Origin of the sequence: Aquimarina litoralis (genome assembly GCF_039523995.1) — a bacterium.
GTDB lineage: Bacteria > Bacteroidota > Bacteroidia > Flavobacteriales > Flavobacteriaceae > Aquimarina > Aquimarina litoralis.
Genome location: NZ_BAAAGE010000004.1, coordinates 156912 through 182781 on the forward strand (window position 1 = coordinate 156912; position 25870 = coordinate 182781).

At 32.2% G+C, this 25870-nt stretch carries 23 protein-coding genes; 4 read left to right on the forward strand and 19 right to left on the reverse strand.

Annotation, left to right across the window (positions count from 1 at the left end; genetic code table 11):
* Positions 1-3 precede the first annotated feature (3 nt).
* Positions 4-3216, reverse strand: a complete 3213-nt coding sequence (locus ABD077_RS19730; protein WP_343913959.1) for a WD40/YVTN/BNR-like repeat-containing protein — start codon at positions 3214-3216, stop codon at positions 4-6.
* Between the two features lie 264 nt (positions 3217-3480).
* Between ABD077_RS19730 and ABD077_RS19735 the strand changes: the two genes are divergently transcribed.
* The gene (locus ABD077_RS19735) at positions 3481-3714 is read left to right on the forward strand and encodes a hypothetical protein (RefSeq protein ID WP_343913960.1); all 234 of its coding nucleotides are present in this window, start codon (positions 3481-3483) and stop codon (positions 3712-3714) included.
* 3 nt (positions 3715-3717) lie between these two features.
* Here ABD077_RS19735 and ABD077_RS19740 read toward each other — a convergent pair whose 3' ends face one another.
* Both ABD077_RS19740 and ABD077_RS19745 read right to left on the reverse strand, forming a co-directional pair.
* Positions 3718-4071: a hypothetical protein gene (locus ABD077_RS19740; RefSeq protein WP_343913961.1), complete on the reverse strand. Its 354-nt coding sequence runs from the start codon at positions 4069-4071 to the stop codon at positions 3718-3720.
* Positions 4072-4333: 262 nt separating this feature from the next.
* Complete coding sequence (locus ABD077_RS19745; RefSeq protein ID WP_343913962.1) at positions 4334-5476, reverse strand: serine hydrolase; 1143 nt, start codon at positions 5474-5476, stop codon at positions 4334-4336.
* A 235-nt stretch (positions 5477-5711) separates the two neighbouring features.
* On the opposite strand from ABD077_RS19745, the gene ABD077_RS19750 reads away from it, so the two are divergent.
* Positions 5712-6842: a vWA domain-containing protein gene (locus ABD077_RS19750; protein ID WP_299607695.1), complete on the forward strand. Its 1131-nt coding sequence runs from the start codon at positions 5712-5714 to the stop codon at positions 6840-6842.
* A gap of 38 nt (positions 6843-6880) precedes the next feature.
* The gene (locus ABD077_RS19755) at positions 6881-8344 is read left to right on the forward strand and encodes a magnesium chelatase (RefSeq protein ID WP_343913963.1); all 1464 of its coding nucleotides are present in this window, start codon (positions 6881-6883) and stop codon (positions 8342-8344) included.
* An 8-nt stretch (positions 8345-8352) separates the two neighbouring features.
* On the opposite strand, the gene ABD077_RS19760 is transcribed toward ABD077_RS19755, so the two are convergent.
* The 9 genes from ABD077_RS19760 to ABD077_RS19800 form a co-directional block, all read right to left on the reverse strand.
* Entirely contained in the window at positions 8353-9177 is an 825-nt protein-coding gene (locus ABD077_RS19760) for a DUF1853 family protein (RefSeq protein WP_343913964.1), read from the reverse strand.
* Positions 9178-9185: 8 nt separating this feature from the next.
* The gene (locus ABD077_RS19765; protein ID WP_343913965.1) at positions 9186-11249 is read right to left on the reverse strand and encodes a response regulator; all 2064 of its coding nucleotides are present in this window, start codon (positions 11247-11249) and stop codon (positions 9186-9188) included.
* 11 nt (positions 11250-11260) lie between these two features.
* Positions 11261-13342 carry a hybrid sensor histidine kinase/response regulator gene (locus tag ABD077_RS19770; RefSeq protein ID WP_343913966.1) on the reverse strand — a complete coding sequence of 694 codons (2082 nt, stop codon included), beginning with the start codon at positions 13340-13342 and terminating at the stop codon, positions 11261-11263.
* A gap of 130 nt (positions 13343-13472) precedes the next feature.
* On the reverse strand, positions 13473-14489 hold the full coding sequence (locus ABD077_RS19775) for a pirin family protein (RefSeq protein WP_343913967.1): 1017 nt from the start codon (positions 14487-14489) through the stop codon (positions 13473-13475).
* Between the two features lie 12 nt (positions 14490-14501).
* The gene (locus tag ABD077_RS19780) at positions 14502-14963 is read right to left on the reverse strand and encodes a DUF3291 domain-containing protein (protein WP_343913968.1); all 462 of its coding nucleotides are present in this window, start codon (positions 14961-14963) and stop codon (positions 14502-14504) included.
* A 92-nt stretch (positions 14964-15055) separates the two neighbouring features.
* The gene (locus ABD077_RS19785; protein WP_343913969.1) at positions 15056-15634 is read right to left on the reverse strand and encodes a YdeI/OmpD-associated family protein; all 579 of its coding nucleotides are present in this window, start codon (positions 15632-15634) and stop codon (positions 15056-15058) included.
* A 9-nt stretch (positions 15635-15643) separates the two neighbouring features.
* Entirely contained in the window at positions 15644-16339 is a 696-nt protein-coding gene (locus tag ABD077_RS19790) for a DUF2490 domain-containing protein (RefSeq protein WP_343913970.1), read from the reverse strand.
* A 2-nt stretch (positions 16340-16341) separates the two neighbouring features.
* The gene (locus ABD077_RS19795) at positions 16342-16926 is read right to left on the reverse strand and encodes a hypothetical protein (protein ID WP_343913971.1); all 585 of its coding nucleotides are present in this window, start codon (positions 16924-16926) and stop codon (positions 16342-16344) included.
* A 109-nt stretch (positions 16927-17035) separates the two neighbouring features.
* Positions 17036-17902 carry a hypothetical protein gene (locus ABD077_RS19800; RefSeq protein ID WP_343913972.1) on the reverse strand — a complete coding sequence of 289 codons (867 nt, stop codon included), beginning with the start codon at positions 17900-17902 and terminating at the stop codon, positions 17036-17038.
* A 263-nt stretch (positions 17903-18165) separates the two neighbouring features.
* Between ABD077_RS19800 and ABD077_RS19805 the strand changes: the two genes are divergently transcribed.
* On the forward strand, positions 18166-19803 hold the full coding sequence (locus tag ABD077_RS19805) for an ABC-F family ATP-binding cassette domain-containing protein (RefSeq protein WP_299607672.1): 1638 nt from the start codon (positions 18166-18168) through the stop codon (positions 19801-19803).
* Positions 19804-19810: 7 nt separating this feature from the next.
* On the opposite strand, the gene ABD077_RS19810 is transcribed toward ABD077_RS19805, so the two are convergent.
* From ABD077_RS19810 to ABD077_RS19840, 7 genes are all read right to left on the reverse strand, one after another.
* The gene (locus ABD077_RS19810; RefSeq protein WP_343913973.1) at positions 19811-20341 is read right to left on the reverse strand and encodes a CIA30 family protein; all 531 of its coding nucleotides are present in this window, start codon (positions 20339-20341) and stop codon (positions 19811-19813) included.
* 19 nt (positions 20342-20360) lie between these two features.
* On the reverse strand, positions 20361-20528 hold the full coding sequence (locus ABD077_RS19815; protein WP_343913974.1) for a Lacal_2735 family protein: 168 nt from the start codon (positions 20526-20528) through the stop codon (positions 20361-20363).
* A gap of 117 nt (positions 20529-20645) precedes the next feature.
* A complete protein-coding gene (locus ABD077_RS19820) occupies positions 20646-20942 on the reverse strand; it encodes an ankyrin repeat domain-containing protein (protein ID WP_343913975.1) in 297 nt (98 codons plus the stop codon).
* A 28-nt stretch (positions 20943-20970) separates the two neighbouring features.
* Positions 20971-21774 carry an arginase family protein gene (locus ABD077_RS19825; protein WP_343913976.1) on the reverse strand — a complete coding sequence of 268 codons (804 nt, stop codon included), beginning with the start codon at positions 21772-21774 and terminating at the stop codon, positions 20971-20973.
* A 34-nt stretch (positions 21775-21808) separates the two neighbouring features.
* Complete coding sequence (locus ABD077_RS19830; protein WP_425545899.1) at positions 21809-23449, reverse strand: M1 family metallopeptidase; 1641 nt, start codon at positions 23447-23449, stop codon at positions 21809-21811.
* A 12-nt stretch (positions 23450-23461) separates the two neighbouring features.
* Entirely contained in the window at positions 23462-24397 is a 936-nt protein-coding gene (locus ABD077_RS19835; protein WP_343913977.1) for an alpha/beta hydrolase, read from the reverse strand.
* A gap of 54 nt (positions 24398-24451) precedes the next feature.
* Positions 24452-25792: a M28 family peptidase gene (locus tag ABD077_RS19840; protein ID WP_343913978.1), complete on the reverse strand. Its 1341-nt coding sequence runs from the start codon at positions 25790-25792 to the stop codon at positions 24452-24454.
* Between the last annotated feature and the right edge of the window lie 78 nt (positions 25793-25870).

The window sequence follows — 25870 nt, forward strand, 5'->3', positions numbered from 1 at the left end:
GTTTTAATTGATTGTGAAAGTCTTTATTTCCTTAAAAGGAGAAGTGTCTAATTTTTCAATTGCCTGTTGGTATGGTAACCATTCATCTTTAAAGAAGGTGTTGGTTTTATTAACCGCATCAGTAAGAGCATCTTTTGCATGCTTCATCAGTGTTTTTTCGGTTGTTGTCAATCCATTTTGTCTACTGCCTGTGTACCATCCTGCGGTACCCATTCGCTGCATTACAGTTACTTCTGGATTTCGAGTAATTCCTTGTCTTTTATCTTCTTTACCTAAATAAATAGCAATCACAGAATCTATTTTCTTCGTGATTTCTTTGGAAGATTTTATTTGATCTTTAAACTTCTCTTTATCTAGTTTTTTAAGTTCTTTCTGATATTTTGTAGCAATTTCTTTACTTTCTACTAATTGCTTTACGGCATCTGCAGCTGTTTTTTGCATACTTTCTAGTTCTTTTGAAGCTGCATATATTTCATTAATATTCTTTTGAGAAACTTGTAATCTTGGATCAGATTTTACCGTGATATTGGTTTCAGATTTTTGATCACCATATTCCATAACCAATTTGTAAATTCCTGGTTTTACACCAACACCTCCTGGCTCTCTTTTTTGTTTTTGGATTTTTCTAGAAGGGCGTTGTACACCTTTTTCATCCATAAACCATCTCATTTTGTGAATACCGGTAGAGTCTGGAGTCTTTCTTTTAAGCGTTCGAATAAGCTTATCTCCGTTATAAATTTTTAAATGTACAGAATCCCATTTCACTTTATTCTCTTCTTTTTCGTCCTCTTCTTCTTTCTCATCCTCTTTCTCATCTTCTTTTTTATCCTTAGACGCTTTCTTTTGTTCTACGGTTACAAAAAATGAAATATGAGCTCCACCATCACGATTTTCACCATTAAATAATGCATCCCCACCGAAACGACTTCCTGTTGGTTGCTGATATGCCGCTTGGTATGCTGTTGGTGGTTCGAATAATTGTAATTTTTGGGTAAGGATGTTTTTGTTTTTAGCAATGGTTCTTAATGGCCTAATATCATCTAACACCCATGCAGCTCTACCAAAAGTTCCTATTACTAAATCATGTTCTCTAGGTTGAATTACTAAATCTTTTACCGATACAGTAGGGAATCCAGACGTCCATTTTGTCCATTTATTTCCAGCATCTACCGAAATATATAATCCGTCATCTGTTCCTAAGAAAAGTAAATTTTTCTCTACAGGATCTTCTACAATACATAGTGCATAACTTTTTACGTCATTACTATCAACAATTCGTTGCCATGTTTTACCATAATCAACCGTTCTATAGGCATACGGAGTATAATTAAATCTTCGGTAGTCATTAGCGACTAATAGCGCTTCTCCTTTTTTCTTGTTAGATGCTTTGATCTGTACGATCCAGCTTCCAGTAGGCAATCCTTTGATATTACTAGAAATATCTGTCCAATTTGTTCCTCCATTTCTAGTTATATGTACTCTACCATCATCGGTAGCAGCCCACAGCATATTTTGTTCTAGCGGAGAAGGTTCTATAACCAAAACGGTACAATGGTTCTCTGCTCCGGTAGCATCCATGGTTAGTCCACCGCTTTCTGCTTGTTTTAGTTTTTCAGGATTGTTGGTCGATAGATCAGGAGATATAACTTCCCAAGTAAGCCCTTTGTCAGTACTTTTGTGTACAAATTGACTCCCAAAATAGATAGTACTATTATCAAACGGATCAATATTGATAGCAGAATTCCAATTAAATCGTAACTTAACTTCTGGATCTGGGTGTGTAGGTTTCACAGTATAATTATTTCCTGTTATCCAATCATAGCGACTTACAAATCCTTGTTGACTCATGGACCATCCGTATCTAGAATCGTCTTTATCTGGTACTACATCAAATCCATCACCAAATGATATTTCTTGCCAATAAGAATTTCTTATTCCTTGTGCTTTCCATACATAAGCTGGTCCTCTCCAACTTCCATTGTCTTGCATTCCACCATAAACATTGTAAGGATATTCATTATCTACATTGATATGGTAAAATTGAGCAACAGGAAGATTGCCAATAAATCTCCAGTTTTTTCCACCATCTTTTGTAATATTTAAACCTCCATCATTTCCATCAATCATAAAATTACCATCTTCAGGATGAATCCACCAAGCATGATGATCTGGATGTACTCCATTATCAACACCATAAGCAGGCATTAATTGAGTGAAATTCTTTCCTCCATCTTCTGATACATTTACATACGTAAAAATAGAATACACTCTATTTTCGTTTTGTGGATCTACATATATTTCAGAATAATAAAATGGTCTATTACCTATATCGTTTTTATCATTTACCTTTTTCCAATTAAAACCTCCGTTTTCAGATTTGTACAGGGCATTTTTCTTTGCTTCGATTAATGCATAAATAATATTTGGTTTGTTTCTAGCAATTGCTATCCCCATTCTTCCTAAATCTCCTTTTGGCAAACCATCTTTGTCAGTTCGTTCTTTCCATGTTTTTCCACCATCATGGGTAATGTATAAACCAGAACCTTCTCCTCCAGATTTAAAAAACCAAGGGTCTCTTTTGTGTTCCCATAAAGCCGCGATAAGTTTATTTGGATTCGTTGGATCCATTACCAAATCTGCGGCACCAGTTTTATTATTTGCAAAAAGGATTTTTTTCCAGCTTAGTCCACCATCCATAGTTTTAAAAATGCCTCTTTCAGGATGTTCTCCCCAAGGAGAACCTATAGCTGCTACATAAACGGTATTAGGATCGGTAGGATCAACAATAACTCTATGAATATGTCGAGTTTTTTCTAATCCCATTAATTTCCAATTTTTTCCACCATCTAATGATTTATAGATTCCATACCCACCATTAAGACTGTTTCTAGGATTTCCTTCACCAGTTCCTACCCAAACTACAGATGGATTAGATTGCTGGATTGCAATAGCACCTATGGAGGCAGTAGCCTCGTTATCAAAAATTGGATCCCATTTAATTCCACCAGATGTAGATTTCCATAAACCACCAGAAGCGGTACCAGCATAAATAATATCAGGATCCGAAACAACTACATCTATAGAGGTAACCCGACCACTCATTCCACCAGGACCTATGTTTCTAGGATGAACTTTTTTAACATAATCCATCGAAAAATCTTGGGCATACATCCCGGAAACCAGAATTATAGATAGTAGAAATAGTAATTTTTTCATTTTAGTGTAGAGAGTTAATTAAATTGAAATTGTTTTAAAATTCTATGCGTTATGTTAATAGAAGAATATTTCCATTAGATCGGACAATCTTTCTATTAGAATGATTAGAGCTGTCGTATTTTGGGAGCGTTAAAAGAAAATATCTTTTTAACATTTTTGATTGATTATAAAATTGAAAAGCTAAAGTTAAGAAAATGACAATGCGAAATTCTTAAAGGGGTGTTAAGGTGAAAAAGCGATACCTTTGGAGTATAAAATGTATTTATGAAATTTATTGAACTTACTTTACATAATCATATCATTGTACACGGATTTGATGCAAGAAATCAAGAAATCACAGAAGAAGTAACAGTAGAGATTCCATCCCAAAAAATAGTTTCTGTAGATAGAATATTATCCGTTAGCGAAAAATATATCCTCATCAAGTATGCTTTTGATAGAATAATTTATTGGGAATATATAGAAGATTACAACAGTGTAAAGGAAATGCTTATGTAATTATTACGGTATCATAATTTTAGCTTTCTTGCTATTCCGAGCAGATATCAATTCAAAATCCCTGTTTACTTTAACAATGATAATGTTTCCTGTATGTAGATTTATCATTTTCCATCGAAATCCATAGGAGGTTTCAAAAATTGCTGATCTTGCCATCTTACGCAAATCAACCTCTTCAATTTTTTCGATAACTTCTGTAGCTAATACATCTAATCCACGCTGTTTTACTTCTTCATCAGAAAGTTTTCTGTCTTTCTGAACTTCTGTTAAAAAGGAACAATCCAATCTATTTAAAAAATCATTTGGATATATAAATGTGCAAGAAAATAAAAAGAAGAATAGTATATGTTTTTTCATATGTAATGAGTTTTAAGAATCATATACTATAATAATAGTATGTGATTACTGGATTATAAAATGTGTAACCATACTGTTGTTGTTATTTTGTACTTATGTGTTGACGTTCTTAACGTAAGGGTGATTATAAATTTAACTCTTTTATGTTCGATTAAATATATAATTTTGTTAAAAAATGATTGTAAAATCTTAAAAAATATCATTTATGACAAATAATTAATTCTTTTTTTGAATAATTGTCAAAAAAGATAAGGATGTTGTATTACTTTTTTCTTTCTAATTCTAGTGTATATATTTTTCTACCCAATTCTGCTAAGAATGGAATTCCAATTTCATCGTATTCGTATTGATCATCATTGAAAATTTCATTTTCATTCACATGAATGGTAGCAGATAATAAAAATTCTATATTGTTTTTTGAATCCTTAATGTAGGCGCAATCTGTTAGATATCCATACGCATATCCTACTTTATTATAGATCTCAATATGCTGCGGAATGTCATCTTTGGTATCTCCAAACATAAAAAACTTCACATAACCGTCATAATATTTGGTTTTATCATAACCAGATTCATAAGGTAATAGTTTCATCGTTTTTAGAAGGAAACGATGATCAGTTTCGGAAATATTAAATGATTTTTTTTTGTCATACACTTCGGGAAACTGAACTCTTTTCATTAGCTCGTGTAAAGACTTTATCGGAAGATAGTTCTTCTTAGAAAAATCTTTGGGTTGTTTTATAAGAGAGTCGTTTTCATAATAACCTTTTCCTTTGGAGATGTTTATTAAATCCAATTTTGAAGGTGTACTATTAAATATAATTTCTTGACTATAAATAGTCAGACTATCTGTGATACGTTTTTTGAAAATAATCGGTTGCGTCTTGGAAGCATCTGCGTTGCTCGTAGATAATCTGTGAGAAATTCTCCCGGATATTTCTTTTGAGACTAAGTTTTGATTAATGTAGTCTTGTCCTAAAAACTCAAATAAACGATTATAAGCAGCATTATCACTCACAGAAAAAATTTGAATAATATCATTTTCAATAGATGAATATAAGTTTCCTTGATTCGCACTATACTTTGTTTTTCTATCAATAGGAATCCCATTATCCTTTAACTTGTTTAGCTTTTCTAATGCCATTACGGCTATTGGAAATTTAACGGAACTTGCCGGATAAAAATAGGTGCTGTCCGAAACATTAAACTCATATTCGGTAAAGGAAACTTCGTTTTTTGAATTTCGATCAATCTGAGTATATAAAATTTGAACTTCATGTTTTTCGAGCTTATTGATCACACTTGATATCTTGGGAGATTCAGATTGTAAAATAGTGTCTAAAGGGTTTTCTGAAGCACAAGAACACATTAAAATACCAAGAAGAATAAGTAGTTTTAACTTCATAAACATGTTTTAAATAAGGTGAATGAATAAATAATTTGTGTTTTTTAAATTAAAATCTTAGATCTAAGAATTAGCCGTCATTCATCATACTAAGTTAAATATAAGAATTGTTTTGATAGCCTGTTCAAATAAAAAAAGGGTACCCAATAGAAACAATTCCAAAACATTTGTTAATTCTGTGTGATTCCATACTAGTTGGGGCGGTATCTTTTGTAAAATATACTAAATTTATATAATGAAAGAGAAAAAGGGAATTTTTAAAAAAGGTTTTGCTTTTAGACATTATGAAGCTCCAGAACAGTCTCCATTCGAAAAACTTTTCGACATTTTTCAGGAAATAATAACTCATACTTCGGGTGATCTTGATGAAGCGCTAGACTGGATGAAAGAATTAGATAAAGAGTATCAACTTACTAGTGAGGATTATACTTTAGATGATTTTGTAGAAGACCTTAAGAAAAAAGGTTATATCAGAGAAGAAATTAAGCCAGATGGAAAAGGAGGAATGTCCATTACGGCAAAAACGGAACGTGCAATTCGAAAAAGAGCATTAGATCAAATTTTTGGTAATTTAAAACGTAGTGGATCCGGAAATCATCGAACTAAATATACGGGAAGAGGTGATGAGCATGCTGGTGAGTATAGAAATTATCAATATGGAGATGCACTAGAAAGGATCTCTATTACTGAGAGTTTAAAAAATGCCCAAATTAATCATGGTATTGGTGATTTACATCTTACCGAAGATGATTTGGTAGTTGAAGAAACTCAGTTTAAAGCTCAGATGAGTACCGTATTGATGATTGATATTAGCCATAGTATGATTTTGTATGGAGAAGATAGAATTACTCCTGCTAAAAAAGTAGCAATGGCTTTAGCAGAACTAATAACAACGAGGTATCCTAAAGATACCTTAGATATTCTTGTTTTTGGAAATGATGCCTGGCCAATAGCGATTAAAGATTTGCCATATCTACAAGTTGGTCCTTATCACACCAATACCGTTGCAGGTCTTCAATTGGCAATGGATATGCTGAGACGAAAGCGAAACACCAATAAACAGATTTTTATGATCACCGACGGTAAACCTAGTTGTTTAAGGCTTCCGGATGGTCAGTATTACAAAAATAGTAATGGTTTAGACCGAAATATTGTCAATAAATGTTATGTGATGGCGCAGCAAGCAAGAAAATTACACATACCAATCACTACTTTTATGATTGCCCAAGATCCTTATTTAATGCAATTCGTAAGAGAGTTTACCTATGCAAACCAAGGAAAAGCTTTTTATACCGGTTTAAAGGGGTTAGGAGAGATGATTTTTGAGGACTACGAAACGAATAGAAAAAAAAGAATTAAAGGATAAAAAAATATAGAGTTTATAATACTTCCGAAAAAGAAAATATGGACATTAAAAGCGTAAAGACTTTAGAACAATTAGAAGCATCAGGATATAAAAGTAAAAGTATAAAAGACGAATTACGAGATAATCTTAGAGAAAAAATTAGTAACAATCAAACTACATTTACCGGAATTCATGGTTATGAAAATACCGTAATTCCAGAATTGGAAAGAGCTATATTATCTCGACATAATATCAATCTATTAGGATTGCGTGGACAGGCTAAAACACGTTTAGCTAGGCAAATGGTGAACTTATTAGATGAGTGGATTCCTATTGTAGAAGGATCAGAAATTAACGATGATCCTTTACATCCAATATCTAGATATGCGATTAACCTTATTAAAGAAAAAGCAGGGGATACTCCAATATCTTGGATTCATAGAGATGATCGTTTTGCTGAAAAATTAGCTACTCCAGATGTAACAGTAGCAGATATTATTGGAGATGTGGATCCTATAAAAGCGGCGAATTTAAAATTGAGCTATGCAGATGATAGGGTGATACATTTTGGGATGATTCCAAGGGCGAATCGCTGTATTTTTGTGATTAATGAATTACCAGATTTACAAGCTCGTATACAGGTAGCTTTATTTAATATTTTACAAGAAGGCGATATCCAAATAAGAGGTTTTAAGTTACGTCTTCCGCTAGATATGCAATTTGTATTTACCGCAAATCCAGAAGATTATACTAATAGAGGAAGTATCGTTACTCCGCTAAAAGATAGAATAGGTTCTCAAATTCTTACACATTATCCAGAGTCTGTAGCGATTGCAAAGACTATTACACAGCAAGAAGCTCAGTTAGATTCTAGACAAAGTAGTTTAGTTCATGTTCCTGAGCTAGCTAAAGATTTATTAGAACAGATTAGTTTTGAGGCGAGAGAAAGCGAGTTTATTGACGCCAAAAGTGGTGTTAGTGCCAGAATGAGTATTACTGCTTTTGAGAATTTATTGAGTACGGCAGAGTATAGAGCACTAAAATCTGGTGATGATCAAACATTATTACGATTAAGCGATTTTATGGGAGTAGTTCCCGCTATTACTGGTAAAGTAGAATTGGTATATGAAGGAGAACAAGAAGGTGCTGCTTCTGTAGCACTTACGCTAATTTCGGATGCAATTAAATCATTGTTCCCAGATTATTTTCCTAAAATAGAACGTCTTGAAAAAGAAAGTGAAACAAGTCCTTATCAGGAATTAATTGACTGGTTTTTTGAGGAAAGTGGCTTTGAACTGTTGGATGAAATACCAGAGGCAGAATATATCGAAAAGTTAGATGCTATAAAACCACTTAATGATCTTCTGAATAAGTATCAGGAAGATATCGATAAAAAAGACAGCTATTTTATGAAGGAGTTCCTATTATGGGGACTGGTAGAGCATAAAAAATTGAGTAAATATAGATTGTCCGAAGGTTTTAGATTCAGAGACTTGTACGGAAGTTATATAAATGATCTTTAGATCTTCTTTTACCACCAAACAATAAAACATTTGTCATAAGAATCTTCATTACTTTTTATCCAAAGTAATGGAGATTTTTTTTTCGAGAGTTGTACTTCTAAAGACTCGTGAATTGTATTGTAGGAATGCCAAATTCTATGATCTTTTGGGTTTGTAACCCAATCTTTTTTTGAAGGAATATAGTATAGATAATGGTGATATTTTTCTGAATTGAAATCATGCCAATGTATCCAGAAACCAGAAATACAATCATTATTAATTTCGGGTAAAATTTTGTTTTGAAAGGATAAAGGAATAAATAACTGACCAAAAAAAGAGACTCTTTGTTTTATTGTATCCGTAGAAATGTCTAGTTTTTGTAAGGCTTTAATCGTTTCAGACTGGTAGAGTAGAGGAAATTGTTTATGCTTTAATTTTGTGATTTTTTCTAATAGGCTGTCTTTTTGATTAGGACCAATCCATCGTTCTAATTCATTTTCGCTTCTTTGAGGATCATAGAGATAGAACTTATATACTAATTCTATATGCAAAAGACATTTTTTAGAAAAGTCTTCAATAACAAAGTCTAGTTCTCCAATGGTAATTTTATCCTTAAATATTTGTAGGTTTTTTACGAGTAGTTGATAGTCTTTAGATGAGTTTATATAGTATTCAAAGAAATGTTCGATTCTTTTTCCTAAAACTTCATTATCTCTAATTTTAATGTCTGTTGATTTTTTTATAACACATTCGAAATTTTTTAAATCTAATTGAGATAATCCAAAAAGAGAATCACCGTTCCATAGTGGTTTACTACTAATAAATCCATTGTATTGATGGTCGATAGAAGTCATTAAGAGTTCTATTTCTTAAAAATGGAAATGTATTTATCCAAAATAGGACGTAATATTTTTCGATCTACGGGTTTAGCTAAAAAATCATCACATCCTGCGGCTAATGCTCTCTCAATATCTTCTTCAGTGGAATAGGCAGTTTGTGCGATAACTGGTAATTCTGGTCTTAATTTTTTGATCTGTTTGGTAGCATCATATCCATCCATAATGGGCATTTTTATATCCATTAACACCAAATCAATTTTGTCGTTTTTTTCGCAGATCTCTACTGCTTCCTGACCATTTTTGGCTCTATAAATAACGAATTCAAAATCAATCATTTTGGTTAAAATAGTTCTCAAAAATAGGAAATTGATTTCTCCATCTTCTGCAATAAGTACTACATGTTTTTGCAATGTTCTTTCTTGTGAATTAGTAGTTGTCGGTTCTAAATTGTTCAGCATTGAATCTGGGGTAAATGGTATTTTTAATATAAAGGAACTACCTTCATTTTCTTTGCTAGAAAACGAAATTTTCCCTCCAATTAAATCTGTATATTCTTTTGCTATTGCCAGGCCTAAGCCTAAACCTCCAAAATTTTTAGAAATTTCCTTTTCGGATTGAGAGAAACTCTTAAAAATAATGTCTTGGTCTTTTTGTTTAATTCCGATGCCGGTATCTTTAATCGATATGGTAACAAAATTTTCTACAATATAAGAAAATATTGTTATGGATCCGGTACTGGTAAATTTAATGCTGTTATCTACTAGATTACTTATGATCTTATATAACTTTGGTTGGTCTGTAAGAATGATATTTTCCCCTGGATTTATTTCATTTTTGAAATAAATCTCTAGATTTTTTTCTTTAGCCTTATCTGTGTATTCAGCAATTATCCGTTCTAATAATTCTTTTAAATCTGTTTTCGAGAACTTTACTTTGCTTTGTTTTGTTTCTAAGACTGAAATTTCCAATATGTCATCCACTGAAGCAATTAGATCTTTTCCACTTTCTATAATAATATCGGTATACTCTCTTCTTTCTTCTTCGGTTAATGTATCTGATTTTAGTAATTCAGAGAATCCCATGATACCATTCATCGGTGTTCTAATTTCATGTGAGATGTTTTGAATAAAATTAGTTTTTATTCGATTACTCTCTTCTGCTTCCTCTTTTGCAATTCTAAGTTCTTTTGTCTTTTGTTTTATTTTAAATTGTAAATAAAAATATATTGAAACGACACCTAATAGCACTAATGTGAAAATTAGTGAAAAAATAATCCAAAATTTTGGCTTTTTGTAAAATGGTTTAACCATATCAAATAGCCAATTATCTAATATTGCCTGCTTTTCTTCGTTGGAAATAGCTTTTGAAGCTTTTGAGATGATGCTGTTGAGAATTTTTTCTTCTTTACGCACAGCAATACTAGGTATATAACTAAAATCTATTTTATTAACAACTTTTAGGTCATTAAGTCCTTCAGATTTAATAAGATAATTTACTACCGCTCTTCCTCCAATATATGCATCTGACATTCCTGTTTGAACACTACGTAGGCATTCAATATCATCAGAATAATTATTAATCATTAGATTTGGGTAGTTTTCCTTTAGATAATCGTCAATAGAATACCCTTTTGGGACAGCAACTTTTTTGTTGAGAAACTCTGAGAAATGTAGCCCGCTATCCACTTCTTTTCTAGTCACCAAAACAAAGGGAGTTTCAAAAAACTTAGTGTAAAAGTTTAAGTATTCTTCTCTTGTTTCAGTTTCTTGCATTTCGAGAATAACATCAATTTTTTTTGTTTTAACGTCGTTCAATAAAAGACTCCAATTGGAGTAATATTTTTTTTGAAATTTATAATTGATTTTATTTTCAATCAGATTAAAATAGTCGACTAAAATACCATCAATACTATCTTTTTTGTTTATAAATTGATAAGGCGGGTAGTATGGGTATACTGCCACATTTACAGAAGTTTGTTCGGCAAGCCATTCTTTTTCCGACGTACTAAGTATTTCCTGTTTAGAACAAGAAAAAGTGATACATACAAAGCATACTAAAATGGAAATATAAAATATTTTATTTGGCATAGTTTGTCGATTTAAGAAGCTTTGTTTCTTTTATTGAGTACAGAAAAATATTTATTTAGAATGGGCTTTAAAATTTTTCTGTCTACAGGTTTGGACACAAAATCATCGCATCCTGCATCCAGAGCTTTTTGAATATCTTCTTCTATAGAGTAAGCGGTCTGCGCAATTACGGGTAAATTGGGTCTCATTTTTTTTATATAAGCAGTAGCATCATATCCATCCATAACTGGCATTTTGATATCCATTAGTACTAAGTCAATATTTTTATTTTCCTGGCAAATTGAAACCGCTTCTTTTCCGTTTTTAGCACGATATATCGTAAAGTCGTAATCGTTCATTTTAGTAAGAATGGTTTTTAGAAATAGAAAATTGGTTTCTCCATCTTCAGCAATTAATATAATGTTCTTTTCTGGCTTGGCAGCAGGTTTGGATGTTTGTGTTGTCTTAGCACTTATTTTTTTTAATGGATTATAAGGCACTTTTAAGGTAAAGGAAGTACCCTTATTTTTTTCACTAGTTACCCGTAGTTGTCCTCCAATAAAATCTGTATTCTTTTTTGCAATGGTTAGTCCTAGTCCCATTCCACTATAATCACCAATTGTTTTATCTGTACTAGATGGTATTGATAAACTTTCTATTATTTTATTTTTAGTAGTTTCACTAATACCGATACCTGTATCCACAACTGAAATTGTTAAAAATTCTTCTTCTACATTGCAGGAAAGTTTAATAGATCCGCCCTCCGTATATCTAATAGCATTATCGATAAGAACATTTAAGATTTTGTTTAATTTCGGGCGATCCATCAATACTATGTTTTCTTGATCTTTTAACTTATTTTCTATAAGGAATTCAATGTTTTTTTCTTCTGCTTTTATTTTATAATTAGAAATTAGGTTTTGAAATACATTCTGAAGATTAACTTCGATGAGTCTTAGTGTAAATCTATTTGTTTGTAATTGAGAGATTTCTAAAATATTATCTATAATAGAGAGTAATTCTTTACTATTTCCGATAATCATTTGAGTATATTTTTTCCTGTCTTCAAGACTTAGATCTTCATTATTAAGAAACTCGGATAACCCTATGATTCCATTCATTGGAGTTCTAATTTCTTGAGGGATATTATAAATAAAGTTTGTTTTTAATCGATTACTTTCTTCAGCAATATCCTTGGCAATCATCAATTCATCAGTTCTTTGTTTGATTTTATACTTTAGATACGAATTAAATGACATACCAAATAATAACGACAATAACGCTACCAATGCGATAATGGTCCAAAATTTAGAAGTTCTGTAAAATGGAATGACATTGCTATAAAACCAGTTGTTTACGATGGCTTGTTTTTCTTCTTTGGTGATTTTGGAAATTGTTTTTGAAATAATACCGTCTAAAACAGTATTAGTTTGATTAATAGCAAAACCAGGTTCATAATATAAGTCAGTCCCAGACTTTATTTTTAGATTATCCATTTTTTTTGATCGGATATAGTAGTTAGCTACTGCTTTAGGACTAATAGTAGCATCATAATCACCTGCGTTCACTTTGGACAAGCAAGTAAGTTCATCATATAGTGTTATAATATTAAAATTAGGATATTTCTTTCTTAGATTTTCAGTGATAGCATAGCCTTGGGGTAAGACAATAGATTTTCCTGCAAGACTTTCTACATCATTTCCGAAATCTACATTGTCTCTAGTAACAATTACATTTTGAGATTCGAAAAGAGGTTCATAAAACTTTAAATAGTATTCTTTTTCATCAGATTGTTGTATTTCTAATATTAGGCTGGCATCATTATTTTTAACACCTTCTAATAGCTTGGGCCAATCATCATATCTTTTTCTTTTGAATTTATAGTTGATTTTTTGTTCAACGAGTTCTAGATATTCGATAAAAATACCATCGATTTGATTCTGTTCATTAATAAATTGATAAGGCGGATAGTATGGATATATAGCAACTGTTATACTATCATTTTGAGCTAACCATTTTTTTTCGTTTTCATCTAATAATGAAGGTTTTGAACAAGATTGGATTATAAAAAATATAGGGAGTAATGGAAGTAAACAAAGTATTTTTTTTGGCATAAGCTTTCATTATTTAAATACTTAACTTTTTTGATTCCATTAATAAAGATAGTACTTTAATCATAGTTTTAAAAGGAGAATCTTTTGAAAACTATGAATATAGTATGTGAAATGTTGTTATTTTAAAGCTTTAACTAGGTTTAATAATTTCTGTTCCATCAGGATATAGAGCAAAACGGCCTTTTGATTTTTCATGTACATGGTCATGACTTGGCCAAGGCCAACCACCAAATTCGGTTTGTTGATATTCTAAAATAGCATCCATTATTTCATTATGATTATTCATCACAAAAGGCCCTTGTTGAACAACAGGTTCATTTATAGGTTTTCCTTGTAGCAATAGAAAATGTGCTTCGGTATTTCCATTGGTAATGGTTAGTTCTTTATCGGCATGGACTCTAATTTCATGATTAACCGAGATTTTATATCCATCAACAATGATCTCATCTCCTTTGAAGAAATAGAGAGAACGATTAGCATCTTTAGAAGCGTTTGGAAAGGTGTAAGTAGCGTTAGGAGCCATTTTAATTGTCCAAATAGCAATTTCATTATTAGTATCAGCTGCCCAAGAATCTGGAGCAGGATCAATTGCATGAGTTGTATCAAGACTACCAGCAATTAATGTAATTTCTGTAGAAAGATTATTATCATCTACTTTGGTAAGCTTTGGGATTTCTTCATTCCATAACATTTTAAAATGCGGGGCTACCATTTTATTTGCCTTTGGAAGATTTAGCCAAATCTGAAATAGTAAGAATGGATTTTCCTGATCTGTATTAAGAAGCGGAAACATTTCAGAATGTTGCACTCCTTTTCCTGCCGTCATCCATTGCACGTCACCATTACTAAAACGCCCAGCAGCTCCCAAAGAATCTGAGTGATCCACCAGTCCTTTTTGTACAATCGTTACTGTTTCAAACCCACGATGCGGATGTGCAGGAAAGCCTGGTACGGTCTGACCATGATACATTCTCCATCCATCTTTTCCTTGGAAATCTTGCCCTATATTTCTTCCTTCTAAAGAAGCATCTGGCCCTAATAGGTGATTACCTTTTGGATATAGATCTTCATGATAAGCGCAGAATAAAAAAGGATCCTGAGTTTGCCAGGTAAACCCGAGAGGTTTTATAGAGATAATTGCAGCCATGTATATCGAGTGTTATAACTTTTGGTAATTGGTAGCATCTTCTGAAGTAAACTTACTTTTAAAAGAAAAAGCATAAGGCGTTTCGCCGTGTTCTTGTAGGTAATATAATCGCTCTTTCGCTTCTGATGGGCTAGGTTCATGGCCATTTTCTACGTACCAAAAAGCCATATGCATTCGAGGCATTTTATGAAACCATTCTTTCTTACGTTTTAGAATTTCTACGTGTGCAGATTGATATGTGAAATTAAATAGGTCTTGCATACTTTCCCAGACAGACATGTTGATGATTAAGAATAAATTGTCAAAAACTGTAAGAGCAGTTGCATTTCCTTCATCTCCTTTTAACCTCCATACGAAACCATCACTTTTTTCACCTAATTCATTAATACGATCTAGATTATTTACAAAATCAGCCATGATAGGATCATCTATAGGAGCTAGCATTTCTGCTATATTTACTTGTGCTAGTTGCATTTGTTTGGTTGTTTTAATTCTAAAATAAAGATAAAGAAATCAAAATGTCTTAAAGTGTTGTTAAGTAAGAATGTCAATATTTCTCTTTTTATTTATCTTCCTTGATCTCTAGCTTTGATATTAGCTTTACAAAGCCTGATGATTTCTTTTATTCTTTTATCTCTTGTTTCGGGTCGTTTTGCCTGATAAAGCCAATACAAATAATTTTTTCTATAGCTTTTAGAAAATCCTTGGTAGTTATTAAATGCTACTGGTGATTGGTCGAAAGCTGTTTGTAGGTCTTGTGGTATAATGCCATTTTCTACATTGTCAAGTGCAATCCAAGATCCATTTTCTTTAGCGATTTTAATGGATTTTAGTCCACTTTCATGCATTAAATTTTCTTTTATTAAATCTATGATGTAGGTTTTATTTACTTTACTCCAAACACTTTTAGGTTTTCTCGGGCAGAAATATTGCCTTCTTTTTTCGTGATCAATTTTTTTAACCGTAGAATCTATCCAACCATAACAAAGAGCTACTTTTACAGCTTCTTCCCAGCGCATACTAGGATGATCACTTTCTACTTTATAAAAAATTAAATAGATACCATCACTTGCTGCATGATTTTGATGTAACCAATTTCTCCATTCCTTATCATTTTTAAAATACAGTTCTGGTTTGGGTTTCATATAGGTTTCTTATTTTTTGTTTGTAAAGGCATGATAATAATTGATACTTAACCATAATCTATTTTTAGTAGGTGAATTAAGAAATTGACTAATTCTATAATCCGGACCTATTTCAATTTTACTTTTATCATTCATATTATAACCTAGAAAAGGAATTAATCGTAGTTCTAAATCTGAATTGGAAGCTTGATACGATCCAAGATATTCGTTATTAATTTTTAAGTAAAATTCTTTGGGATCAACTCTATATCCATTAAAAGGGATTTCTACAGTAAATCTATATCGTAGTCTGAATTCTGGAGATTCTTTTTCATTGAATGTTTGATCAGTTACAAAACGATGAGCTATTCGAATAGCTTCTAATTGTTGGGCTATGGAATACTGAAATATAGAACGATGCACAAGTTCATCTTTTTCAATGCGCAACAGATAGCCAACATTAAAAACATGATCAGATGATAGTTTGTAAGAGAGAATGTTGGTTATATCAGTTAAGAGGTATTTGTACGAAAACTCTTCTGAAGGACTATGTTCCCAAAGTTGTTGACGAGATTCGATACTATTAATTAATTTGAAACGATCCGAAATTTTATGAGAGATTACGATTTTAGGTAATAGTCCAGTAGTAAATGATGTTTGGGCATTCGTATAGCTATTTAAGCAACACATACAGAAAACGATAAGCAAATAAAGTCTTTTCTTCATCACTAATATAGCAGATTATCAGTGTTATCATTTACTACTCGTAACATCTTTAATAAAACTCCATCATTAGAATAAAGTAATTCATAATAATGAGAATGTTTCTCTTTTTTACCTTTTACAATTAGTTCATAGTTTGTTGCGTAAGCTGCTTTGACGTTTTTCTTATTTATCAATGAAATTAAGGTAGCGCGATCACTTACCCATTGTACTTGGGTTTTTTTGATTTTTGATTTTGCGAAAATACTATCTAAAGAAGATTGAATTGTTTTTTTTAAATCGATGGATAGTTCTGAGAAAGGAATTTTTATCTCTATATCTTCGGGCTCGCCTTCGCTCGTAAACTCGATACTATATTTTCTTTTTTGATAAAAAGTTTTGGCTTCGATACTTTTCCCATTTTGACTTTCTTCGATATACCATTTAATTTTTTTCTTGAAAGGACATTTTTTAATAAAATCCAATGCTTCTTTTGGTACCTGTGAAGGTTTAATACGATATTCTTTTTCTATTTTATTCTGAGCATTTACCGAAAGGGTAGAACCCATCATGAAACAGCAAATCCATATCCATAAATAACGTGCAAACATAAGCTTTGAATTCTTTTATGGAATGTACAAAAAATAGATAAATTTCATAAAAGAACCCATACTATAATTAGTATAGCATGGGTTGAATAATTTTGTGTAATACATTAATCTAGTAGAACCTCGTATATGCTCTAAAGTTTCCAGTATTATATGGTCTTGTACGTTTTACTTGTCGTTCTGTATTTGTAGATGTGTAGTAGTAGTAATACCAGTACCCATTTGGTAAATCTACCTGATATTTTAGCACCCATTTCCAGTCACTAAATGGCCAGGAAGCTGTATTTTCCCAAGCGTAAAATTGCAATCTTGTTAAACCACATACCACATTCGTTCTAGTATAGGTGTCGTCTAATTCTTTCCAATCACCACCGTAAAAAGAACTACGAGTTAGCGAATTCCATAGTCCATTATCGCAAAATCTAATATCAGTTGGTGTAGAAGTTACAGGAACACCACCACAGTAAGAATTCATAAATGTGGTTGCTCCTATATCATAACAAGACTTTTGATCAATATTCGTATAATTAGGGTCATTGATTTCTAATAATGCTGCATTGTTTTCTATTTGTCTGCCAGACGATTGCAATTCTGATGTCGAAGCTGTCTTAGCTATACGATCAGGAATAGATACGGATGTCTTTGTCAAAGAAATAAATAAATTAAAAGGCGATTGATCAATACTATGTAAGCTTTCTTCTTTATTATTAGCGGCTTCACCATAAAGCGTTTCTGCAACAATCATCTCATCATCGTCTCCTAGCGCAATAAAATGATATTCATGACCATCTTTTTGGATTTTGGCTACTTCAAAGGATGTTTGAGTTAATTCATTGATATATTTTGCATCTTTCGTTGGACTATCTTGTAGTTCTTGTACAGAATCATCGTATAATTCTTCTTCTTTGTTTTCACAAGATAAAAGTGAAATACTAAGTATTCCAACAAGGATAAACGGTTTAAAAATTGATTTTTTCATTTTTTTAAGTTTTAAAAGTATTTAACTAATTGATTAAGGTGTTCCGGAAATACCATGTTGTAGACAAAATTATTTATTAACTAGTTGTTAGTCAATGAGTAAATAACGGTTTTTGTATAGGTGTATCACCAGTTTTAGATGGGGCTTTTTCCCGAAAGCTTTAATGTTGTTAAGGTTTCCATAGATATGAAGTAATTCTATGACAATGATTTTCGTTGATCTCAACCTTTTTTATAGTTTTGCATTTTTAAAAATGAAAACATATGATTTCTGTAGATGGATTAGCGGTAGAGTTTAGTGGAACAACCTTGTTTAACAATGTTTCTTTTGTTATCAACGAAAACGACAAGATCGCTTTAATGGGTAAAAATGGGGCCGGAAAGTCCACTATGATGAAAATCATTGCAGGTGCTCAAAAAGCAACCAGAGGTAATGTTAGATGTCCTAAAGAAACTGTGATTGCTTACTTACCACAGCATTTACTTACAGATGATAATTGTTCAGTATTCGAAGAAGCTTCTAAAGCTTTTAGTGAGATTCATGAAATGCAGCAGGAAATAGATCGGTTAAATAAGGAATTAGAAACTCGAACAGATTATGATTCTGAGGAATATATGGGAATCATCCAAAAGGTAACTGATTTAGGAGAAAAGTTTTATGCAATTGAAGAGGTGAATTATGATGCTGAAGTAGAAAAAGCATTGCAAGGATTAGGTTTTAAAAGAGAGGATTTTACCAGACCAACCAGTGAGTTCAGTGGTGGATGGAGAATGAGGATTGAACTTGCTAAAATTCTATTACAAAAACCTGATTTAATTTTGTTAGATGAGCCAACCAATCATGTAGATATTGAATCTGTAATATGGTTGGAAGATTTTTTAAAAAATAAAGCTAAAGCTGTTATAGTAATTTCCCATGATAAAGCTTTTATAGATAATATTACGAATAGAACTATAGAAGTTACAATGGGTAGAATTTATGATTATAAGGCTAATTACTCTCATTATTTACAATTAAGAGAAGAGCGAAGATCTCATCAGATTAAAGCTTATCAAGAGCAACAAAAGTTTATAGCAGATACCAAACAGTTTATCGAAAGGTTTAAAGGAACTTATTCGAAAACAAATCAGGTGAATTCTAGGGAGCGAATGTTGGAAAAATTAGAGTTAATAGAAATTGATGAAGTGGACAACTCATCTTTAAAACTTCGATTTCCTCCTTCTGCCAGATCTGGGGATTATCCTGTGATTGCAAAAGAATTGTCTAAAAAGTATGGAGATCATGTTGTTTTTAAAGAGGCAAGTATGTCGATTGCTAGAGGAGAGAAAGTATCTTTTGTAGGTCGTAACGGAGAAGGGAAGTCAACAATGATAAAAGCTATTATGGGAGAAATTGATTTTGAAGGTGAATGTGCTTTAGGGCATAATGCCAAAGTAGGATATTTTGCTCAAAACCAAGCCTCATTGTTAGATCCAAATCTCACAGTTTTTCAGACAGTTGATGAAGTTGCTAAAGGAGATGTGAGGACTCAAATCAAGAATATTTTGGGACAATTTATGTTTAGTGGTGACAATATTGATAAAAAAGTGGGTGTTCTTTCTGGAGGAGAAAGAACTAGATTGGCGATGGTTAAATTACTTTTGGAACCCGTGAATGTACTGATCCTAGATGAGCCTACAAATCACCTAGATATTAGATCTAAAGATGTATTAAAAGAAGCTCTAATGGCTTTCGATGGAACATTAATTCTAGTATCGCACGATAGAGATTTTCTTTCAGGATTATCTAATAAAGTATTTGAGTTTAAAGAGAAAAGAGTAATTGAACATTTTGAGACAATTGATGCATTTTTAGAGCGTAACAGAATGGAAAACTTGCGAGAAATACAATTAAAAAATTAGATTAAATCTATTCTAACACGATTTTGTCGATTTCTAATCTAAAATTTTCTTGTTTTTTGTTGCCAATTAAAAATGCTATTTCTTCCATTTGTATAGAAGGGTAGTTTTGCATATCCAACGATACACCTCTAAAAGCTGGATACATTTCGGATAATGGTATTTCAATAGTTTGCCATTCTCCTGAAGTTTCGAAATGAGTTATGTATGAATGACGATCATAGGTATTCGTTTTAACTCTAAATTGATATCTCTTTTGATCACCTTTTAACGTAATCAAGGCTTTTGTATACCCTTTTACTTTTTTGGTTGAGAATCGATACCGCACCATCGAAAATCCACCATTGTTTTCTAAAGAAACGGTACCAGAGAAAATAGCATTTCCTTTATCATTCAGCGTTATTTTACCTTTAGATAAGCCTCCCATTACGCCGTCGTTAACAACAATCCAATCGGAAAGTTTATTAGTTTTTTTAAAATCAAAGATGGTGAGAGAAGGAGTCGTCAATCCAATAAAAATTAAAAATAGATATGTATTCACAGAATTAATGATTATTTATCTACTCAGGTAATTTTTCTATCTGTTCTAAGATCTCAGCGGCTTCGGCTTGTTTTTCGTCACTAGCCTTTCGATTGGTATGAGACAACTTATACGATTCTTCCATCAACGTTTTATACTTTTTTTGTAAACGCTCTTTCTCAGTTTTCTTCTTAAATATAGCAAACATAGTTTTTGTTTTATCTAAAGATAAAGGGTAAGCTTTTAAACAGATGAGAAAGTTATCTTAAATAACTTTTTTATAAGAGTCTTTATATTAATTCTAGATAATATGTACTTGTAAATATTAGTTTGTAAGGTAGGTCTTTAGCAACTCTAAAGCTTTGATATTTGATTTTTCTTTCGCTAAAGATAAAGCAGTATCTCCACTAAAGCCTTCTTTAGCATTAATATCAGCACCATGTTCTAAGAGATATTTAGCAATAGAAAGATTACCAAATCGTATACTTTCTATTAGCGGTGTGGTCATCGCCTCAGGATGTTGATAATTAATATCTATACCATTAGTAACGTAATATTTTACCAACTCTAGATCTCCAGTTTGTGATGCTAATAGCATATCTTTCCAATTACCTCCAGACATAAAAATTACAAATTAATAAAGACCTAAATTAGACTAAAAAGTTAATGATTTTTTTGATAGGAGTTAATTCGGAAATTTCTGTTGTAACAGATTCCAAGACACTACTTCCTACAATGGTGAAATGTTCTTCTAACGTCTGAATATAATTTTCAGCCTCAAGAATTTTTACACCTTCAGAAACTTGATAATATGTTTTGTCATAATCATTGGGTTCTAAACAATCAAAGTCGAAGTGAAGATAAAGATGTGTGATTTTTTTAGATTGTAAAGTACTTACAAGATCTAGAATGTTTACTTTTTCAGGGGCATAAATATTACCATCTTCAATTCTAGTTTGTTCTGTACTATCTATATCTCTAACTCCAATATAATGAATTTGAGAAGCGGTAATAGTAGAAAAAAGTAACGGGTTCATATGCTCTGAACCTTCACCTAGTAAGGTTCTAAGCGGCATGCCATGAAAATTACAGCTAGGAGAATCGCAAGGGCGGTTAATATCGGCATGTGCATCAAACCAGATAACTCCCATATTTGGATAGAGTGTATTTAGATACGAAACAGGAACAATCTCTAATCCACAATCTCCTCCAATGGTAGTAATAGTTTTAGGTTGTTCTGCATCAACTTTATTTTTAAGACGTGTTAGTTGTTCGAAAATCGCATCATAGTTATTAATGTCGTGCTTTTTCTCTCCATTTGGACCTGCTTCAATACTAGATAATGGAATTTTAATAAATCCTGGATCTTCTACATATTCTAAAATAGTTTGTGCACCATATTCGATGGTTTTACCAGTGCCAGATCCTTGCCATTGAGGGAAATATATTTTCACAGATTTAAAGTTTTAGAGATGAATGTGTATTTGATTATATAGATTTTCCTTTTACATAAAAATTAGGGTCTATATCTATTTTGCTAGCTTTTACCTGAAGAGTTTGCCAAGAAGCTTTTGGCTGTATCCATTTGTCTTTCCCATCTATTTTTAATCGCACGGGCATATCAAAACCTTTAACAATATCGATATATCGATATTTAAGCTCTTTAGTATCTCTACGATATTCCAAAGTAGGAATTCTAGTATCTCGTAAATATTGATTAAAAAATTCAGTGAGGTCAATTTTTGATTGCTCACTTATATAATCTTCAATTTCTTTTGTAGTTACTGTTTTATGATAAAACTTTTTGTTTAATCCACGTAATATAGATCTCCATTTCTCATCATCTTCTATAAGTTGGCGTAATGTATGTAGCATATTAGCACCTTTATAATACATATCTCCTGATCCTTCACTATTCACATCATAATGACCTATAATGGGCTTATCATTGCTAATTCTTTTACGAGTACCTATAACATATGCAGCTGAAGCTTCTTTACCATAATAATAGTCTAGAAATAAATTTTCTGAATATGCGGTGAAACTTTCATGTATCCACATATCAGCAATATCTTTATTGGTAATATTATTAGCAAACCATTCATGACCTGATTCATGAATAATGATAAAATCAAATTTTAATCCCCAACCAGTATCAGATAGATCCTTACCAAGGTATCCATTTTTATATTGATTGCCATAAGTCACAGAACTTTGATGCTCCATCCCTAAATAGGGAACTTCTACCAGTTTAAAGCTATCCTCATAAAAAGGGTAGGGGCCAAACCAATGTTCGAAAGCTTTCATCATTTTTGGCGCATCTTTAAATTGTTTCTTAGCAGCCTCTAGATTATCTCTTAACACATAATAATCCATATCAAGCAGACCTTTTTCTCCATCATATTTTTCTCCAAAATGTACGTAATCCCCAATATTAATGTTTACGCCATAATTGTTTATTGGATTATTAACAAACCAATTATATGTCTTTGTATTTGGGTTTCGCTCTTCAATCTTACGGAGTCTTCCATTAGATATATTCATTAAATCTTTTGGCACAGTAACACTCACCAACATACTATCTACTTCATCGTACATATGATCTTTATTGGGCCACCAAACACTTGCCCCTAATCCTTGACATGAGGATGCTACGAAGTGTTTACCATTTGTATCTTTTTTCCAGGAAATACCGCCATCCCAAGGAGCTCTTATGGCTTCTCTTGGTTTTCCACTGTAGTGAACAATTATCGAATTAATACTTCCTTTTTTCTGTTTCTTGATCAATTCTATAAAGTGAGCATTTTTTTCAGAACGAACTTTTAAAGGTTTTCCGTCTTGTTCTACTTTTTCTATGATTAATGGAGGCTGTAAATCTACTTGTAATGTGCTTTGATTTTCCAATACTTTGTATTGAATTGTATTTTTACCTTTAATCGTTTTTTCTTCGGGATCAACAGTGATGTCTAGATGATAATAGGTAAGATCCCACCATGATCTTTCTGGCGTAATAGAACCTCTTAAAGTGTCTTGTCTTGTAAACTTTTGATGCGAATCAAAAAGAGATGTCTGTCCAATAATTGAAAGACTTGAGCACATAAGACATACTACTAAAAAAAACTTATTCATCTTCAATTTAATTTATTGTAAAAGGAACTCTAATGGGATATGTACGCGTTCATTCCAACTTTTCTCATTATGACCATCTCCTTCAAATTTTTTGGTGATCCAGTTCTTGCCTTCTTCATACCCTTTATCTTTCATCATTTGATCCACTTGTTTCTGAAAAGGCTCATATTGAGCATCTAAACCTTCGGTTCCAAAATCAAAATATATTTTATGTGTTTTAGGATCGGGTAGAGTAGACGGTAGGGTTTTGATATAGGCTTCGCCCAAAATAGGAACTGGCCAATGAGTAGAAACACATCCAGCAGCTCCAAAAACTTCTGGATATTTGCATATTCCGTATAACGATATTAATCCACCCATTGAAGATCCCATAATTGAAGTATCTTCCATTTTAGTGGATACATTATAGGTTTTATCAATAAAGGGTTTTAATTCTTCAACCAGAAATTTCAAATATTCATCAGAATATAAAGAATCGAATCCTGTATTTTGTTTTAAAGCTGCTTTTGCTTCGGGATTGTTTGTAGCTTCTGCTGGAGCTTCTGGCATGTATTCTGAAAAGCGCTTTCTTTCTGTATTCCAAGGGGCAACAACAATAGTATTTTTGATGCTTCCTGTTTTTATTAAGCTATCTATTGTTTCATCTACTCCCCAATCGATACCTGTATAAGAAGTTTTAGGGTTAAAAACATTCTGTCCATCATGCATGTACAGTACTTTGTATTTCTTATTTGAAGTATCATAGCCACTAGGTAAGAACACTTCTACGTTTCTTGGGATTACATTTTTAGATTTGAAATTCTCATGAATAACAACTTTTCCCTTGGTTTCAATGGATAATTTTTCTGCTATATCAACATTTACGGATGATTTTTCTTTTACATTTTCTTGTTTACAAGAAAATGTACATAATAGCGAGATGATGAAGAAGATGTTTAAGAATTTCACACGTTTACATTTAAGTTGTTACACATTAATAATTTAATTTAGAACATACTCTATTTACTTTCTAAAAATAGCAGTTGGAAACACAACGGGACTTTCAAATCCATTTTTCCCTACGGTTGCTATGCCAAAAAAGTAATTATCAATAACAATACCTTCGAGTACAAAGTTATCTACATTACCAACAAATCTACTATAATCCCAGGTAGGTGATGTAGTGTCTCTCCAGTAAATTTTATACCCTTGGATATTAGGGTCATTAGATTTTTTCCATTTAAATTTCACAGAAGGTTCTACTATTCCACCAATTTTAACTTCTGTTGGAGTTGGTGGTGCCCATGCAATGGATGCAAGATTGATCGCATTAACCGCAGTTAGTTTAGCTGCATATTCAAAGTTTACATGTTCTACTACATCTCCATATGCAATCCCATCTTCTTTTCTAATATCTTGGTGTTGTTGCGTATAGTTTTCGTGAGCTTCCATAATTCTAATTCCTGCGAATCCAGCATCATTAAACGGCCGATGATGACCACCACGACCAAATCTATCTAGTCGATAGATCATCATAGGATTCATTTCTGGCATGTAGGTTTTAGTAGTTTTATAAATATATCTAGCCAACTGACGTGATATCCCATCGACTTCGCCTCCATAAAAACGTCTGTTCTTAACTGTTCTTTCATTGTCAGTTAGATTGGTTGGTTCAGAGAAAATTCTAAATGTTCTATTATCGATAACACCATCTACGCCTTCGATATTACCAATCATATCATTATTCATAACTCCAACAATATTCCAATTGTTCTTTTTAGCATAGTTGGCTAATCCTTTTCCTCCAAACAGTCCTTGTTCTTCTCCAGAAAGGCCTACATAAATAATACTACTTTCAAATTTGTATTTGGACAGTACTCTTGCCGCTTCAATCGCTCCAGCCATTCCTGTTGCATTATCATTAGCACCAGGAGCATCATCAGTAAAGTTATTTGGATCAGAAATGCGGGAATCGATATCTCCACTCATAATGATGAAGCGATTAGGGTACTTAGTTCCTCGTTGTATGGCTACTACATTTACAACCATTACATCTTTGGTAATACGTTGATTTGTTCCCTTTTTAACAAGGTCTTTTTGATAAAAAACTTCCAAACAATTATTACATGTTTTAGATATGCTTTCGAATTCAGATTTGATCCATCTTCTGGCGGCACCAATTCCTCTAGTACTGGAAACTGTATCACTTAGCGTATGTCTGGTACCAAAACCAGCCAATGTTTTAATATCTGCTTCTATTCTTTCGCTAGAAACGGCATTGATAATGTCATAGATTTTTGGATTCGTTTGTGCGCTAGTTATTATTGAAAATAAAAAAAGTGTAGAGGTAAAAAAAATCTTCATTTGTGTTAATTTGATCGCGTAATTTAAGTAAAAGGAATCATTGGAAATGATTCCTTAACAAATTTATAAGACCAATTT